Genomic DNA, 15111 nt, shown 5'->3' on the forward strand with positions numbered 1-15111 from the left:
GCTAATCCGTCTCTGGTTTGCCCTTCAGTTGCGCCCGCGCATCCCTGATCGAGGCGGCGTATGTCACCAGCGGCCGCTTGACGCCGTGGTTGATCAGCATGCGACGTGTCTGCGGCGAAGCGCCTGATATGATGAAGCGCACGCCGGCGCGCCTGGCCTTATGCGCGGCGCCCTCGATGACATTGGCCGCCGTCGAATCGAAGAACGGCACCGCCGAGCAGTCGAGGATAAAGTTCCGGCGCTGGTCGGCGATGCGGTCGAGCACCGCACCGACAGTCGAGGCGGCGCCGAAGAAGAAGGCGCCCGAAATCCTGTAAACGACGGTGTCGGCATCGCTGGCCTCGCTGGCATCGTAGGCGCTGGCCTGGTCGGCGACATCCTCCTGCACAAGTGACGGATCGGCCTCGACGGCGATGCTCTTGGCCATGCGGTCGATGAACAGGATCGAGCCCAGGGCGAAACCGACGACGATGCCTTCGGTGAGGTCACGGAAGATGACGATCAGGAAGGTCGCCAGCAGCACCAGCGCGTCGCCACGCGAAGCCCGCAGCAATGTGAGGAAGGCCTGCTTTTCGAACATGTTCCAGCACACCACTGCCAGCACGCCGGCCAGTGCCGCCAGCGGGATGTAGCTGGCCAGCGGTGCCGCCACCAGTATCAGAGAAAGCAGGATGGCCGAGTGGATCATGCCCGAAACCGGTCCATGCGCGCCGGCCCGCACATTGGTCGCCGTGCGGGCGATGGTGCCGGTGGTGCAGATGCCGCCGAACAGGGCGGACGCGATGTTGGCAAAGCCCTGCGCCACGAGTTCGCAATTGGAGCGGTGCCGCCTTCCTGTCATGCCGTCGGCGACAACGGCCGACAACAGCGATTCGATCGCGCCGAGCAGCGCAAAGGCTATGGCGTCCGGCAGGACGTCGATCACCCTGGCGAAGCTGATTGGCGGAAAGGCCGGCATTTGCAGGCTGCGCGGGATGCCGCCGAAGCGCGTGCCGATCGTTTCGGCAGGCAGGGAAAACAGCGCTACGACAAGCGAAGCCAGACCTATGGCGATCAGCATGGCTGGCCATTTCGGCCGCCACCGCTTCATCAGGGCAATGGCGAGGATGGTCAGTACGGCCACGAAGGTGGCGGCGAGATTGATCGTGCCGGCCGCCTCGCCAATCGCCATCAGCTTCGGCACCAGCGGTCCAGGTTCCTTGCCGGCAAGCTTCAGCCCGAACAGCTCGACGATCTGGCCGGAGAAGATGATGATGGCGATGCCGGCGGTGAAGCCGACGGTCACCGGATAGGGAATGAACTTGATGTAGGTGCCAAGCCTGAGATAGCCGATGGCGAGCAGGAAGATGCCGGCCATCATCGTCGCCAGCAGCAACCCGTCAACACCGACCCGCGCCACCGTTGCCGCCACCAGCACGATGAAGGCGCCGGCCGGCCCGCCGATCTGGAAGCGGCTGCCGCCGAGCGCCGAGATGAGGAAGCCGCCGATGATGGAGGTGTAGAGCCCGCGCTCCGGCGTCACGCCCGATGCGATCGCGATCGCCATCGACAGCGGCAGCGCGACGATGGCCACGGTCAGCCCAGCGATGGCATCGGCCGTGAAATGCTCTGATGTGTAACCCTCGCGCAGCACCGTCACCAGCTTCGGCGTGAACAATTCGGAGAATGTCGGCCGCACCGGTTGATGAATTGTCCGCCGGATTTGATCCATGGACTGCCTTCCTCTCCTGATGCATGTCGCCCAAAAGTGCACAGCGGTTTTGGGACAACGACATGCATTAAAACCAAGGAGGCGGCGGGATCGTCGGCAGGACTGTCGGCGGTCGCCGTCGCGACTTTGCGGGCTCAGCCTGGCGGCTTCTTCGGCACGATCGGCTTGAGGCGCACGCCCCTGCCGCCGCGCTCGCTGGCCTGGTTTTCGCCGATCAGTTCCACGCCGGCCTCATCGAGAGCCTGGATGACCTTCATCAGCGTGTCGACCACGCCCCTGACGACGCCGTCGCTCGCTTCCATACGCTGAATGGTGGGAAGCGAAACCCCGGCGCGCTCGGCGAGCGACTTCTGATCGATGCCGGCCAGCGCCCTCGCGGCGCGCATCTGCGCGGCAGTGATCATCGGCTAAACCCCCGTCTGAGTCTGCAGGTCCATATATAATACCATCATTGTGATGGTTCAAGCATCAGGATGCACATGTCAGACATGCACACCAGACCGTTTGCGTCCTGCAAAGCCTGCGCGCCAGCTGGGACAGCAGGCCCCAGCGCCGCAACTTCGAGGAGAATTAGCGCAGCGTCGTTCTGAACGGCCGGTTCAGCCGCCGTCGCTCTGCCCGCGCCATCGCTGTAGCGCCCATGCGGCCAGCCAGCACAGCATCGCCCAGGCGAAGCCGGCGCACCAGCCGGCCAGCACGTCGGATGGCCAATGAACGCCGAGATAGACGCGGCTGATGCCGACCAGCAGGGTCGTCAGCACCGCCAATGCCAGCACATAGATCTTGGTCGTTCGCCCAGGCAGGAAGCGCGACGCCATGCTGCCCAGCGTCAAATATGTCACTGCCGACAGCATCGCATGGCCGCTCGGAAACGAAAGCGATGCCACGTCGGCGAGATGCGAGACCAGATCGGGGCGCGGCCGGTCGATTCCGAGCTTCAGCGTGCTCGACAGGGCCTGCCCGCCCGCCACTGCGACGAGGACGAGAAACGCTGGTCCCAGCCTGTGGATCAGCAGCAGATAGACGATCACGGCGGCCGTGATCAATAGGAGCACGCTGGCGCTGCCGAGGCTGGTGATGTCGCGCATCGCCCCTTCCAGCCATAGCGGTCCGATCGGATTGTCGGGCTGGCCCGCTTCACGGAAGGCGAGCAGGATTTCCGTATCGAAGGCGTGCGGCGTAGTGTCTCGCGCCACCTCCATCAGTTCCTCAAACCCCCACAGTCCGCAGGCGATGACCAGTCCGGCGAGCAGCACCGGGAATTCGATTCTGTTGAGCAGCTTGCTTGCGGTATTCTTCATCGGCCCTCGCTGTTACGGCCTTTGCAGATAGGGCCCAAGCGTGATCAGTGCCACCGCTGCGATGGCGAGCACGATGCCGGTCGCCTGCAACGCATTGACGCGCTCGCCGAAGAAGACCAGTGCCACCACGTTCACCGACACCAGCTGGATCACTGCCGACAGGCTGAACGACACCGACATGCCGAATTCACGGATCAGCCTCAGCATGATCAGATTGCCCAGCGAGTAGAGCGCCAAAGTCAAAACGATCTTGCCGAGGCTGGGCGCCAGCCCCCATTGCTTGGCCGCCGTCGCCGCCAGCAGGAAGATCACCGTGGAAATGCCGAGCTGCCCCAGTCCCCAGAAACTCACTTTTTGTCCCTCTCGACGCGGTCCTTCCGCGCCTGCCGCTGATCTTGTTTCCGAAGCGCCGGTCGCGGTCAAGCGAGGCTGATCATGGACACGAAATCGGGGCTGGAAATTGGCCGGCAACGTCATCAAACTGTGATCTGCCGGCGATAGGCGGTCAGTCAAGCAATCGCTCCAGCCATCCCAAAGAAGCCAGAGGCAAGCCCCATGACTGAACATCGCTCCCCCGACACCCATTTCCGCACCAGCCTGCTCGAGGAAAACGATGGGCCAGGAACCAATCCCACCGACAACCAGACGATGGGCGAGATCATCGCCGCACGTTTCTCGCGCCGTGGTTTCCTGCAGGGATCGCTTGCGGCAACCGCCATCGCCGCCACCGTCAGCCCGCTGGCGCTGATCCTCGCCGACCATGCCCGCGCAGCCGGCGGATCGGCCTTCAGCTTCGACGAGGTCGAGGCGGGCGTCGACGACAAGCACCATGTCGCCGCCGGCTATGACGCCGACGTGCTGCTGCGCTGGGGCGATCCGCTGTTTGCCGATTCGCCGGAATTCGATCCGACAAAACAGTCGGCGCAAGCCCAGGAAAGACAGTTCGGCTACAACAACGACTATGTCGGCTATATCCCGCTCGACGGCTCGGCCGAGCATGGCCTGCTGGTGGTCAACCACGAATACACCAACCCGCATCTGATGTTTCCGGGCCTCGTCACTATCGTCGAGGGCGAGGCCGCCAAGCAGGCGCCGCTGAGCAAGGAACAGGTCGATATCGAGATGGCCGCGCATGGCGGCACCGTCGTCGAAATCCGCAAGGCATCAGGCAAATGGCAGGTGGTGCGCGACGGCAAGCTCAATCGCCGCATCACCTCCAACACCGAGATGGCACTGTCCGGCCCGGTCGCCGGCCACGACCGGGTCAAGACCAGTGCCGACCCGACCGGCACGAGGGTCTTCGGCACCGTCAACAACTGCGCCGGCGGCGTCACGCCCTGGGGCACCTACGTCATGGCCGAGGAAAACATACACGGCTATTTCTCGGGCGAGCTGCAGGAAGGCCACAAGGAAGCCGCCAACTACAAGCGCCTGGGAATTCCCGAAGGCGCCTATGAGTGGGCGGCGCATTACGACCGCTTCGACATCGGCAAGGAGCCGAACGAGCCGAATCGCTTCGGCTGGATCGTTGAAGTCGACGTCAACGATCCGACCTCGGTGCCAAGGAAGCGCACTGCCATGGGCCGCTTCAAGCATGAGGGCGCTGAATCGATCGTCGCCAAGGATGGCCGCGTCGTCTTCTATCTCGGCGACGACGAACGCTTCGACTATGTCTACAAATTCGTCACGGCCGGCAAGTTCAACGCCGAGGACCGCACCGCCAACATGGATCTCCTCGACGACGGCACGCTCTATGTCGCCAAATTCGCCGAGGACGGGGCGGTCGAATGGCTGCCCATCGTCTTCGGCCAGGGCCCGCTGACGGCGGAGAACGGCTTTGCCAGCCAGGCCGACGTGCTCATCGAGACGCGCCGTGCCGCCGATCTGCTCGGGGCCACCAAGATGGACCGCCCCGAGGATATCCAGCCAAATCCGACGACTGGCAAAGTCTACGTCATGTTGACCAACAATTCTAAACGCAAGACGGACCAGGTCGATGCCGCCAACCCACGCGCCGAAAACGCTTTCGGCCACATTATCGAGATCGTCGAGGACGGTGGCGATTTCACTGCCCCCAAGGGCAAATGGGAAGTGCTGTTGAAATGCGGCGATCCCTCGGTGGCCGAAGTCGGCGCCACCTTCTCGACCGCAACCACCGCCAATGGCTGGTTCGGCATGCCGGACAATTGCGCCATCGATGCGGCCGGCCGGCTCTGGGTCTCGACCGACGGCCAGGGCCCGAAGGCGACCGGCCGCACCGATGGCCTGTGGGCGGTCGACACCGAAGGCGAGGCGCGGGCGACATCAAAGCTGTTCTTCCGCGTGCCGATCGGCGCCGAAATGTGCGGCCCGCTATTCACGCCCGACGACCAGACCGCCTTCGTCGCGGTTCAGCATCCGGCCGATGGCGGCGAAGACTGGGAGGCTTTTGGCCGTCCCTCTTACTACGAGGACCCGTCGACCCGCTGGCCCGACTTCAAGCCCGATATGCCGGTGCGGCCGTCGGTCGTCGCCATCACCAAACAGGGCGGTGGCAAGATCGCGGTCTAAAGATCATCGCGCTCCCAGGTCCACGCTGGTAAATCGTGAAGGAGGGGTTTTGGCTCGACCGAAGCCCCTCCTTTTTCATGCCCACTTGCCAATTTATTCCCAATTGCCAACGGCTTCCGTTCAATTCTCGCTGCCACCGATGATTCGAAGCCCGCGGGCTTGCGGGTTGTCCCAATTCCGAAGCGCGGCACGCGGAATCTCGACCATGCCCTCCTTGCGCAATCGTTTCGACCACCTGCTCGAGGGCGCCGCGCCCAAGGTCACCCGGCAGGAGCTGACCCATGTCGAGCGCCTGGCGCTGGTCCGCCGGCATTGGCGATTTCTCGCTCGCCTATTCGACCGCCGTCCAGGGCAATCTTTCAGGGGATGCCGGCCTAGCCCGCGGCTCAGCGTGCTGTAAGCCGGTCAGTTCCGCAGCCGGTAGCCGGTCCGGAAGATCCACGCGACGATCGCTATGCAGATAAGCAGGAAAACGACGGTCATGCCGAGGCTGATGCCGATCGAGACGTCGGATTCGCCGTAGAAACTCCAGCGAAAACCGCTGACCAGATAGAGGACGGGGTTGAACAGCGTCACCGTGCGCCAGATGCCGGGCAGCATGTCGATCGAATAGAAGCTGCCGCCAAGGAAGGTCAGCGGCGTGATGATCAGCAACGGCACCAGCTGCAGCTGCTCGAAGCTTCTCGCCCAGATGCCGATGATGAAACCGAACAGGCTGAAGGTCACCGACGTCAGCACCAGGAAGGAGAGCATCCAGAACGGATGCTCGATAGTCAGCGGTACGAACAGCGACGCGGTCGCGAGGATGATCAGGCCGAGTATGATCGACTTGGTCGCCGCACCGCCGACATAGGCAATGATGATCTCCAGATAGGACACGGGCGCCGACAGCAATTCGTATATCGAGCCGACGAATTTCGGGAAATAGATGGCGAAGGAGGCGTTGGAGATCGACTGCGTCAGCAGCGACAGCATGATCAGCCCCGGCACGATGAAGGCGCCGTAGCTGATGCCGTCGATCTCGGTGATGCGCGAGCCGATGGCCGAGCCGAAGACGACGAAATAGAGCGATGTCGAGATGACAGGCGACACGATGCTCTGCAGCACGGTCCGAAAGGCGCGCGCCATCTCCATCTTGTAGATCGCCCAGACTGCTCGCAGGTTCATGCGTCCCTCCTCACCAGATTGACGAAGATCTCCTCGAGCGAGCTGTTTTGCGTGTCGATATCGCGGAACTGGATGCCGGCCGTCTCAAGGTCGCGGAGCAGCGAGGCGACGCCCGGCCGTTCGCTCTGGTTGTCATAGGTGTACGTCAGTTGATTGCCGTCCGGCGCAAGCTCCAGCGCGTAGCGCGAAAACGTCTCGGGTATGGTGGCGAGCGGACTGCGCAATTCCAGCAACAGCCTTTTGCGGCCGAGCGTGCGCATCAGTTCGGCCTTGTCCTCGACCAGCACGATTTCGCCGCGATTGATGACGCCGACGCGGTCGGCCATCGCTTCGGCCTCCTCGATATAGTGTGTGGTCAGGATGATGGTGACGCCATCCTCGCGCAGCCGGCGCACCATCGCCCACATGTCCTGGCGCAGCTCGACGTCGACCCCGGCTGTCGGCTCGTCGAGGAACAGCACTCTCGGTTCGTGCGACAACGCCTTGGCGATCATCAGCCGCCGCTTCATGCCGCCGGACAGGGTGATCGCCTTGGCGTCCTTCTTGTCCCACAACGACAGGTCGCGCAGCACTTTCTCGACGAAGGCGGGGTTGGCTGGCTTGCCGAATAGGCCGCGGCTGTAACTGACAGTCGCCCATACGCTCTCGAACGCGTCGATGGTCAGTTCCTGCGGCACCAGCCCGATGAGGCTGCGCGCGGCGCGATAATCCCGGCCGATATCGTAGCCGTCCACGGTGACCGTGCCCGACGAGCGGTTGACGATACCGCAGACGATCGAGATCAGCGTCGTCTTGCCGGCGCCGTTCGGCCCGAGCAGCGCAAAGATCTCGCCACGCTCAATGTCGAGGTTGATCTCCTTCAGCGCCTTGAAACCGGTGGCGTAGGTCTTGGTGACCCCGGAAATGGAAATGATCGATGGCATGGCTGAAAAAAACGGCTGCTTGAAAGGAGAACTGTTGGTTCAATCCGCTGAATGTCGGTGCGCGCAGCCGGAAGTCAATGGCACTCCTGACAGTTCTGGACATCGGCATGCGAAGACGCATCCACCGCTGCCGCAGTCCTGCGGCGTTCCGCCTCGCGTGACGCCACGCCGCTTTGACCGTTTAGCGCATCCGGCCTATCTTCTGCGACATAAGCAGCAGCCGGAGCCCACCATGGACCCGCTCATCCTTTCGCGCATCCAATTCGGCGCGAACATCTCGTTCCATATCCTGTTTCCGGCTATCACCATCGCGCTTGGCTGGATGCTGCTGTTCTTCAAGCTTCGCTACAACGCCACAGGCGATACCGCCTGGATGCGCGCCTATTTCACCTGGGTGAAAGTGTTCGCGCTGTCCTTTGCCATGGGCGTGGTTTCGGGCGTCACCATGAGCTTCCAGTTCGGCACCAACTGGCCGGGTTACATGGAGACCGTCGGCAACATAGCCGGCCCGCTGCTCGCCTATGAGATACTCACCGCCTTCTTCCTCGAGGCGGCGTTCCTCGGCATCATGCTGTTCGGCTTCCGCCGCGTCTCCAACCGCACCCACACGCTGGCAACCGTGCTGGTGGCCGGCGGCACCACCCTGTCGGCCTTCTGGATCATCGCGCTCAATTCCTGGATGCAGACGCCGGTCGGCTTTGAGATGCGCAACGGCGTAGCGCACGCAACCGACTGGTGGGCGATCGTCTTCAACCCATCGATGCCCTACCGGCTCGTCCACATGCTGCTTGCCTCCGGCCTGACGGTTTCGTTCCTGATCGCTGGCCTGTCGGCGCTGCGCTATCTCTATGGCGACCGCTCGGAATCGATGTGGAAGGCCTTGCGCACCGGTGTCTTCACCGCGGCGATCCTGATCCCCATCCAGATCTTCGCCGGCGACCAGCATGGCCTCAACACGCTCGAGCATCAGCCGCAGAAGATCGCCGCCATGGAGGCCAACTGGAACACCGGCCCCAATGTGCCGCTGGTCCTTTTCGCGCTTCCCGACGAGGCGGCAAGGGAGAACAAATTCGAAGTCGCCATCCCCGACGGCGCCAGCCTTATCCTCAGGCACAGCGCCAGTGGCGTCGTGCCGGGGCTGAACGACTTTGCCGGCAACCATCCGCCGGTCTTCCCGGTGTTCTGGGCTTTTCGCATCATGGTCGGCACCGGCGTCCTGATGCTCGTCGTCTCCTGGTCGGCCGCCTTTTTCCTTAAGCGCCGCCACACCCTGCCGAAACCGCTGGCGCTGGTTATGGTGCCGATGGCGCTGTCCGGCTGGCTGGCGACGCTGGCCGGCTGGTACACCACCGAGATCGGCCGCCAGCCCTGGCTGGTCACCGGTGTGCTCAAGACCGTCGATGCGGTCGGGCCGGTCGCCGGCAGCCAGGTCGCGCTCTCGCTTGCGGTCTATCTCATCCTCTACGCGCTGCTTCTGATCGCCTATCTCGGCGTGCTGGTCTATCTGGCGCTGAAGGCGGCGAAGGACGGCGATACCTCGCCGCTGCCGGGCGTTCTCGATGCGGCGCTGTCGCAGCCGGCGGCGAAATAGGAAGAACGGTGATGACCCTCGACTGGCCGACATTGCTCCCCCTCATCTTCGCCGGCCTGATGGGCCTTGCCATCCTGATCTACGTTATCCTCGACGGCTTCGATCTCGGCATCGGCATCCTGTTCGCGGCCGCTGAAGACGCCGAGCAGGACACGATGATTGCGGCAATAGGCCCGTTCTGGGACGCCAACGAGACCTGGCTGGTGCTGGCGGTCGGCCTGCTGCTGGTTGCCTTCCCGCTGGCGCACGGCACCATCCTCACCGCGCTCTACATTCCGGTCTTCCTCCTCCTTGTCGGCCTGATCCTGCGCGGCGTTGCCTTCGATTTCCGTGCCAAGGTACCGGCCGGCCGCAAGCATCGCTGGAACCGCATCTTCTTCCTGGGCTCGTTCATCGCCTCGCTGGCGCAGGGCTACATGCTGGGGATTTATGTTCTGGGCCTGGATGTCGGCCTCAGCGGCATGGCCTTCGGCGCTCTGGTGGCGCTCTGCCTTGCCGCCGCCTATGCGGCGATGGGCGCGGCCTGGGTCATCTACAAGACGGAAGGCGAATTGCAGAAGAAGGCGGTGCTATGGCTGCGCCGGGCGCTGGTGCTGACCGCGCTCGGCATGGTCGCCGTCTCGCTGGCCACGCCGCTCGCCAGTCCGCGCATCTTCGACAAATGGTTCGTCTGGCCCGCCATGCTCTATTTGTCGCCGCTGCCGATCCTGTCGGCGGTGCTGTTCGCCTGGCTGTGGCGGCAGACCTTTCACCTGCCTAAAGCAGACGACCGCCACGCGCTGACGCCGTTCTTGACACTGGCCGCCATCTTCACGCTGGGCTTTGCCGGGCTCGCCTGGTCGTTCTATCCCTTCGTCGTGCCCGACAGGCTGACCATCTGGCAGGCGGCGTCCGCGCCTGAAAGCCTCGCCATAATCCTGGCCGGCACGGTGGTCGTGCTGCCGGTCATCATTTTCTATTCGTTTTATGCATACCGCGTGTTCGGCGGCAAGGCGACGGATCTGACCTACGACTGAGGCAACCGCCGCACTGCACAACATTTAGGCGGCCTGCCAGTCGAGCGGCATTGGGTCGTGAAGAAAGCCTTCCCCCATCCTATTGAGAAAGCCCGATTCGAGCCGTTTTCGATGGTTTGGCATGCCTGTTGCTTTGCCCTGACGACCAATTGGTTTTGCTCAAAAGATCAGCTCTTGTTGGCGGCCAAAACCAGCACCGGTTTTTCGCTGTAAAGGTCTGGGAATAGCGTCTTCAAATTCTCGATTTTGGGCAGGTCGTTGTAGACGATATAGGGGTAGGTCGGGTTCAGCGTCAAAAAGTCCTGGTGATAGTCTTCGGCCGGATAGAAGGTTTTCCCGGTCTCCAGCGTGGTCACGATCGGCTCCGGAAACACCTTGGCCTTGTCGAGCTGGGCGATGTAGCTCTCGGCGATCTTCTTCTGGGCGTCGCTTTCGGCAAAGATCGTCGAACGGTATTGGGGGCCGCGGTCCGGACCCTGATAGTTCAGCTGCGTCGGGTTGTGCGCGACCGAGAAATACACTTGCAGCAACTGGCCGTAGGTCACTTCTGACGGCTCGTAGGTGATCTCGACGGCTTCGGCGTGCCCGGTGCGGCCGGTGCCGACCGTCTCGTAGACGGCGGTGTCCTTGTCGCCTCCGGCATAGCCGGACACGGCGCTGGTCACGCCCTTGACGTGCTGGAACACGCCCTGCACACCCCAGAAACAGCCGCCGGCGAAGATCGCCTTGGCGGTGGCGGCGGCGGGTTTTTCGTCCATCGCCGGCGGTGGGATCACCACCGCCTTCTCGGCCGAGATTGCCGGCGTCTGCCACAAGGCGGCGCCGGCCGCCGCAAGCATCAGCGCCGCGAGCGCGCCCCTGGCGAAGTTCGTCAATCGTTTCGCGGCGGGTTTTTCAATGCCGGTCATCTCTGATCTCCCATGCATGAGTTTAAGACTATACGACAGATAGGTCCGTCGCGGTTTCACGTTGCCGTGCGGCGCGTGCATCGGCCGCGCCCCGTTCCGGACGCGGCCTACTTGGCCGTCCCCATTTCGTTGCAGGTCTTGGTCGCCGCGTCCTTTTTCATCGCGTCGGTTTCCACGGTAGCCTTGTCCATGCAGTCCTTCATCTTTTCGGCCGCCATCGGATCCGCGGGCTTCATCGCTTCGGTCGCTGGTTTCATGGCGTCAGTCGCCATCGCATCGGCCGGCTTCATCGCATCTTCGGCGCGGGCAATGCCGGCGGCAAAAAGCGCCGTCGAGCAAAGCGCGAAGGCAAGTGCCGGCAAGGTCAGGCGGTTGGTCATGGTGGTCTCCCAGAGTTGGTGGCGCGCCGGAATGGCGATCACATCGGTTCTTCGCCGCCGCCTGGGCCTTCGTTACAGCCATCACCGCTTCGTGATCGTTCTTGCCTTCACCCACAAGGGAGAAGGCAAGTGTCACCTCCGCGCGCTTCGAACTCGCCACCGTCGCCCGCAACAAAAACGCCGCCCGTGGCGACCGGACGGCGTTGGAACGAGATGTATGCGAATGCGCGTCCTCTCTGGACGCGACCTGTCCAGCCTATTGCGTAAGCACTGTTTGCGAAGGCCGCTGATTGAAATCGCATTTGCCTGTCACGGTGTAGAAGAAGTCGGCGTTGGACACCGGAGCCGGTACGGGATTGCCGCCATCTTCCCAGGCCTGCTGGCTGGGTTGGCCGCACGGCACGGCGGTGAAGATGTCCACCAGTTTGCCGTTCGCGACTTCAACGCCGTCGATGTACAACCGGTTCGATGTGTTCGCGTCGTTCGACTTGAGCTTGGGTATTTGGGCCGACGGCACATCCATCTGCAGATACAGCACATCCATCAGGCTGACGTCGATCACCGCGCCGGCGCCGTTCGCGGGATACATGGTGTTGGTGCAGGTGGTCAGGTATTTCTTGTTGCCGCTCGTTTGTGTAATCGCGCCGGACGGCAGGCTGTTGAAATTCTGCACCGTCTTGGTCGTGCATTTTTGTTCCTGGACCTTCGTGCTCGTCGATCCATTCACCGTATACACTGTCGACGTGCCGTAGCCTTTCGGATCACCAAAGTTGTTGTAGACATAGGTGATCTTCATCAACGGGTTGACCGCCGTCTCGCCGAATTTCGTGCCGTAGAGCGTCATCGTCTTGTTCCAATGGCCCGATACCTTGTTGACCTTGAACGTGGTCTGCACCAGCGCCGGCCTCTTGCGCACCGCCGACGCGACGCCGATCTGCACCGTGTCGACGTGGGCGATCTGCATGAAGTTCGTCGGCATGGCAAAGCTGGCCGAAGCATTGATGCTGGCGGTGCCGTCGGCAGCGACGACGAAGCTGTCGAGCTTGGCGGTGCCTTGCCCGCTATTGGCCGTAAACGACTCCTGCAGTTTCACCTGACGGTCCGCCAGTGACGTGCTGGTTGGCAGCGTCGTGATCGACAGGGTCGCGGCATCGAGCGCATTCTGCATCGATCCCTTGGTCGCAACGGCTGAGTTGTAGTCGATTGAAAAGCCCAGAGCGGCACACATCGGGATAAGCATGATGGCGAGTATCGGCGCGAGGGAGCCGCTCTCGGAATTGAGAAAATGATGTCCAGATTGTGGCATTGCTTGGCCCCCCAAACGGTGACAGGTCGTTGCCTGTCACGCAGGGCGCGAACTATGCACTAATCCGGTGGATCAAAGCTTAACGGTGTTGCGCCCCCCGGCAGCGCAAACCTCAGCGATTGCTTTGGCCGCACGCCCGGCCGCTTGCCCGGGCAAGCTGCCCCTGCTAAAGCCGCCCCATCATGACCACGCCGATCAAGAACATCCGCAATTTCTCCATCGTCGCCCATATCGACCATGGCAAATCCACGCTCGCCGACCGGCTGATCCAGCTGACCGGCGGGCTGGAGCTGCGCGACATGAAGGAGCAGGTGCTGGACTCGATGGATATCGAGCGCGAGCGCGGCATCACCATCAAGGCGCAGACCGTGCGGTTGAAATACCGCGCCAACAATGGCGAGGACTATATCCTCAATTTGATCGACACGCCCGGCCATGTCGACTTCGCCTACGAAGTGTCGCGGTCGCTCGCCGCCTGCGAGGGCTCGCTGCTGGTCGTCGACGCCTCGCAAGGGGTCGAGGCGCAGACGCTGGCCAATGTCTACCAGGCCATCGACAACAACCACGAGATCGTCGTGGTGCTGAACAAGGTCGACCTGCCGGCAGCCGAGCCCGAGCGCATTCGCGAGCAGGTCGAGGAGGTGATTGGCATCGACGCCTCCAACGCCGTGCTGATCTCGGCCAAGACAGGGCTCGGCATTCCCGACGTGCTGGAGGCGATCGTCAATGATTTGCCGCCGCCGCGCGAGGGCGACATCGCCGCACCGCTGAAGGCGATGCTGGTCGACAGCTGGTACGACGCGTATCTCGGCGTCATCGTGCTGGTCCGCATCATCGACGGCGTGCTGAAGAAGGGCCAGACCATCCGCATGATGGGCACCGGCGCGAAGTACCTGGTCGAGCGCACCGGCGTCTTCACCCCTGCCCGCATCAACGTCGACGAGCTCGGCCCCGGCGAGTTCGGCTTCTTCACCGGCTCGATCAAGGAAGTCGCCGACACTCGCGTCGGCGACACCATCACCGAAGACAAGCGCCAGTCGGCGCACGCTTTGCCCGGCTTCAAGCCGGCGCAGCCGGTGGTGTTCTGCGGCCTGTTCCCGGTCGACGCCGCCGATTTCGAGGACCTGCGCGCCGCGGTTGGCAAACTGCGCCTCAACGACGCCTCCTTCTCTTATGAAATGGAAACCAGTGCTGCGCTCGGCTTCGGCTATCGCTGCGGGTTCCTCGGCTTGCTGCATCTCGAAATCATCCAGGAGCGGCTGGAGCGCGAGTTCAATCTCGACCTCATCGCCACCGCGCCCTCGGTCGTTTACCGGCTGCTGTTGAACGACGGCACGACAAAGGAATTGCACAACCCGGCCGACATGCCCGACGTGGTCAAAATCCAGGCCATCGAGGAGCCGTGGATCCGCGCCACCATTCTGACGCCGGACGAGTATCTCGGCGGCATCCTGAAACTCTGTCAGGACCGGCGCGGCATCCAGGCCGATTTGTCCTATGTCGGCAAACGCGCCATGCTGACCTACGACCTGCCGCTCAACGAGGTCGTCTTCGACTTTTATGATCGCCTAAAATCGATCTCCAAGGGCTACGCCTCCTTCGACTATCACCTGACCGACTACCGCGAGGGCGACCTGGTCAAAATGTCGATCCTGGTCAATGAGGAGCCGGTCGACGCGCTGTCCATGCTGGTCCACCGTACGGCAGCGGAAAAGCGCGGCCGGCAGATGTGCGAGAAGCTGAAGGAGCTGATCCCGCACCATCTGTTCAAGATCCCGATCCAGGCCGCCATCGGCGGCAAAGTCATCGCCCGCGAGACGATCTCGGCACTGCGCAAGGACGTCACCGCCAAATGCTACGGCGGCGACGTCTCGCGCAAGCGCAAGCTGCTCGACAAGCAGAAAGAGGGCAAGAAGCGCATGCGCCAGTTCGGCAAGGTGGATATCCCGCAGGAGGCGTTTATCCAGGCACTGAAGATGGGGGACTAACAACTCTATCTATCTGGTAACAACAATGGGTGGGGTACCATGAAAATAGAAGAATTTTCTGCCGCTCTTAGAGACAAGCGCTCATTGTTCATTACATCCCCATTAACCAGTATGTTAGTGTATTTTCTTCGCGTTGGAGCAATCGAGTCATATGCCAACCTATTAGTGCGCTTTGCGGGGCAAACTGTGATCGATGGTGGCTCTATCCTTGTGAGCAGCCGGACACAGCCTCAAGCGCGCGCCGGCTAGTTATTCGGCGCCCTGGTACTT

General features: G+C 62.5%; 14 protein-coding genes. 5 read left to right on the forward strand and 9 right to left on the reverse strand.

The features are described 5' to 3' along the window. Position 1: 1 nt before the first annotated feature. The 4 genes from EOA85_RS01510 to EOA85_RS01525 all read right to left on the reverse strand — a co-directional run bounded on the left by EOA85_RS01510 (position 2) and on the right by EOA85_RS01525 (position 3363). Positions 2 to 1711, reverse strand: coding sequence for a SulP family inorganic anion transporter (locus EOA85_RS01510; RefSeq protein WP_127208073.1), 1710 nt, complete (start codon positions 1709 to 1711; stop codon positions 2 to 4). A gap of 134 nt (positions 1712 to 1845) precedes the next feature. Beyond that, on the reverse strand, positions 1846 to 2115 hold the full coding sequence (locus EOA85_RS01515; protein WP_127208074.1) for a helix-turn-helix transcriptional regulator: 270 nt from the start codon (positions 2113 to 2115) through the stop codon (positions 1846 to 1848). Between the two features lie 195 nt (positions 2116 to 2310). Then, positions 2311 to 3012 carry a phosphatase PAP2 family protein gene (locus EOA85_RS01520; protein ID WP_127208075.1) on the reverse strand — a complete coding sequence of 234 codons (702 nt, stop codon included), beginning with the start codon at positions 3010 to 3012 and terminating at the stop codon, positions 2311 to 2313. A gap of 12 nt (positions 3013 to 3024) precedes the next feature. Continuing rightward, positions 3025 to 3363, reverse strand: coding sequence for a hypothetical protein (locus tag EOA85_RS01525; protein ID WP_095517737.1), 339 nt, complete (start codon positions 3361 to 3363; stop codon positions 3025 to 3027). A 204-nt stretch (positions 3364 to 3567) separates the two neighbouring features. Between EOA85_RS01525 and EOA85_RS01530 the strand changes: the two genes are divergently transcribed. Together EOA85_RS01530 and EOA85_RS37215 are read left to right on the forward strand one after the other, a co-directional pair. Then, positions 3568 to 5562 (forward strand): PhoX family phosphatase, encoded by a 1995-nt coding sequence (locus EOA85_RS01530; protein ID WP_127208076.1) that lies wholly within the window; start codon positions 3568 to 3570, stop codon positions 5560 to 5562. Positions 5563 to 5767: 205 nt separating this feature from the next. Beyond that, on the forward strand, positions 5768 to 5962 hold the full coding sequence (locus tag EOA85_RS37215; RefSeq protein ID WP_164759438.1) for a hypothetical protein: 195 nt from the start codon (positions 5768 to 5770) through the stop codon (positions 5960 to 5962). 5 nt (positions 5963 to 5967) lie between these two features. On the opposite strand, the gene EOA85_RS01535 is transcribed toward EOA85_RS37215, so the two are convergent. Together EOA85_RS01535 and EOA85_RS01540 are read right to left on the reverse strand one after the other, a co-directional pair. Continuing rightward, positions 5968 to 6729, reverse strand: coding sequence for an ABC transporter permease (locus EOA85_RS01535; RefSeq protein ID WP_127208077.1), 762 nt, complete (start codon positions 6727 to 6729; stop codon positions 5968 to 5970). After that, positions 6726 to 7652, reverse strand: a complete 927-nt coding sequence (locus tag EOA85_RS01540; RefSeq protein WP_127208078.1) for an ABC transporter ATP-binding protein — start codon at positions 7650 to 7652, stop codon at positions 6726 to 6728. The genes EOA85_RS01535 and EOA85_RS01540 overlap by 4 nt, the downstream gene beginning before the upstream one ends. A 232-nt stretch (positions 7653 to 7884) precedes the next feature. Between EOA85_RS01540 and EOA85_RS01545 the strand changes: the two genes are divergently transcribed. Next, positions 7885 to 9243, forward strand: coding sequence for a cytochrome ubiquinol oxidase subunit I (locus EOA85_RS01545; protein ID WP_127208079.1), 1359 nt, complete (start codon positions 7885 to 7887; stop codon positions 9241 to 9243). Between the two features lie 11 nt (positions 9244 to 9254). Next, the gene (locus EOA85_RS01550; RefSeq protein ID WP_127208080.1) at positions 9255 to 10259 is read left to right on the forward strand and encodes a cytochrome d ubiquinol oxidase subunit II; all 1005 of its coding nucleotides are present in this window, start codon (positions 9255 to 9257) and stop codon (positions 10257 to 10259) included. 167 nt (positions 10260 to 10426) lie between these two features. On the opposite strand, the gene msrA is transcribed toward EOA85_RS01550, so the two are convergent. From msrA to EOA85_RS01565, 3 genes are all read right to left on the reverse strand, one after another. After that, positions 10427 to 11167, reverse strand: a complete 741-nt coding sequence (gene msrA, locus EOA85_RS01555) for a peptide-methionine (S)-S-oxide reductase MsrA (protein ID WP_127208081.1) — start codon at positions 11165 to 11167, stop codon at positions 10427 to 10429. Positions 11168 to 11274: 107 nt separating this feature from the next. Further along, complete coding sequence (locus EOA85_RS01560; RefSeq protein WP_127208082.1) at positions 11275 to 11547, reverse strand: hypothetical protein; 273 nt, start codon at positions 11545 to 11547, stop codon at positions 11275 to 11277. Between the two features lie 256 nt (positions 11548 to 11803). Continuing rightward, the gene (locus tag EOA85_RS01565; RefSeq protein ID WP_127208083.1) at positions 11804 to 12853 is read right to left on the reverse strand and encodes a TadE/TadG family type IV pilus assembly protein; all 1050 of its coding nucleotides are present in this window, start codon (positions 12851 to 12853) and stop codon (positions 11804 to 11806) included. 182 nt (positions 12854 to 13035) lie between these two features. On the opposite strand from EOA85_RS01565, the gene lepA reads away from it, so the two are divergent. Beyond that, positions 13036 to 14841, forward strand: coding sequence for a translation elongation factor 4 (gene lepA, locus EOA85_RS01570; protein ID WP_127208084.1), 1806 nt, complete (start codon positions 13036 to 13038; stop codon positions 14839 to 14841). Positions 14842 to 15111 lie beyond the last annotated feature (270 nt).

This window comes from Mesorhizobium sp. M5C.F.Ca.IN.020.29.1.1 (genome assembly GCF_003997375.1).
Lineage (GTDB): Bacteria > Pseudomonadota > Alphaproteobacteria > Rhizobiales > Rhizobiaceae > Mesorhizobium > Mesorhizobium wenxiniae.

Excerpts from the sequence above, each read along its gene's own strand:
- EOA85_RS01510 (WP_127208073.1), bottom strand. The coding sequence starts at position 1,711 with ATGGATCAAATCCGGCGGACAATTCATCAACCGGTGCGGCCGACATTC.
- EOA85_RS01515 (WP_127208074.1), bottom strand. The coding sequence starts at position 2,115 with ATGATCACTGCCGCGCAGATGCGCGCCGCGAGGGCGCTGGCCGGCATC.
- EOA85_RS01520 (WP_127208075.1), bottom strand. The coding sequence starts at position 3,012 with ATGAAGAATACCGCAAGCAAGCTGCTCAACAGAATCGAATTCCCGGTG.
- EOA85_RS01530 (WP_127208076.1), top strand. The coding sequence starts at position 3,568 with ATGACTGAACATCGCTCCCCCGACACCCATTTCCGCACCAGCCTGCTC.
- EOA85_RS37215 (WP_164759438.1), top strand. The coding sequence starts at position 5,768 with ATGCCCTCCTTGCGCAATCGTTTCGACCACCTGCTCGAGGGCGCCGCG.
- EOA85_RS01535 (WP_127208077.1), bottom strand. The coding sequence starts at position 6,729 with ATGAACCTGCGAGCAGTCTGGGCGATCTACAAGATGGAGATGGCGCGC.
- EOA85_RS01540 (WP_127208078.1), bottom strand. The coding sequence starts at position 7,652 with ATGCCATCGATCATTTCCATTTCCGGGGTCACCAAGACCTACGCCACC.
- EOA85_RS01545 (WP_127208079.1), top strand. The coding sequence starts at position 7,885 with ATGGACCCGCTCATCCTTTCGCGCATCCAATTCGGCGCGAACATCTCG.
- EOA85_RS01550 (WP_127208080.1), top strand. The coding sequence starts at position 9,255 with ATGACCCTCGACTGGCCGACATTGCTCCCCCTCATCTTCGCCGGCCTG.
- msrA (WP_127208081.1), bottom strand. The coding sequence starts at position 11,167 with ATGACCGGCATTGAAAAACCCGCCGCGAAACGATTGACGAACTTCGCC.
- EOA85_RS01560 (WP_127208082.1), bottom strand. The coding sequence starts at position 11,547 with ATGACCAACCGCCTGACCTTGCCGGCACTTGCCTTCGCGCTTTGCTCG.
- EOA85_RS01565 (WP_127208083.1), bottom strand. The coding sequence starts at position 12,853 with ATGCCACAATCTGGACATCATTTTCTCAATTCCGAGAGCGGCTCCCTC.
- lepA (WP_127208084.1), top strand. The coding sequence starts at position 13,036 with ATGACCACGCCGATCAAGAACATCCGCAATTTCTCCATCGTCGCCCAT.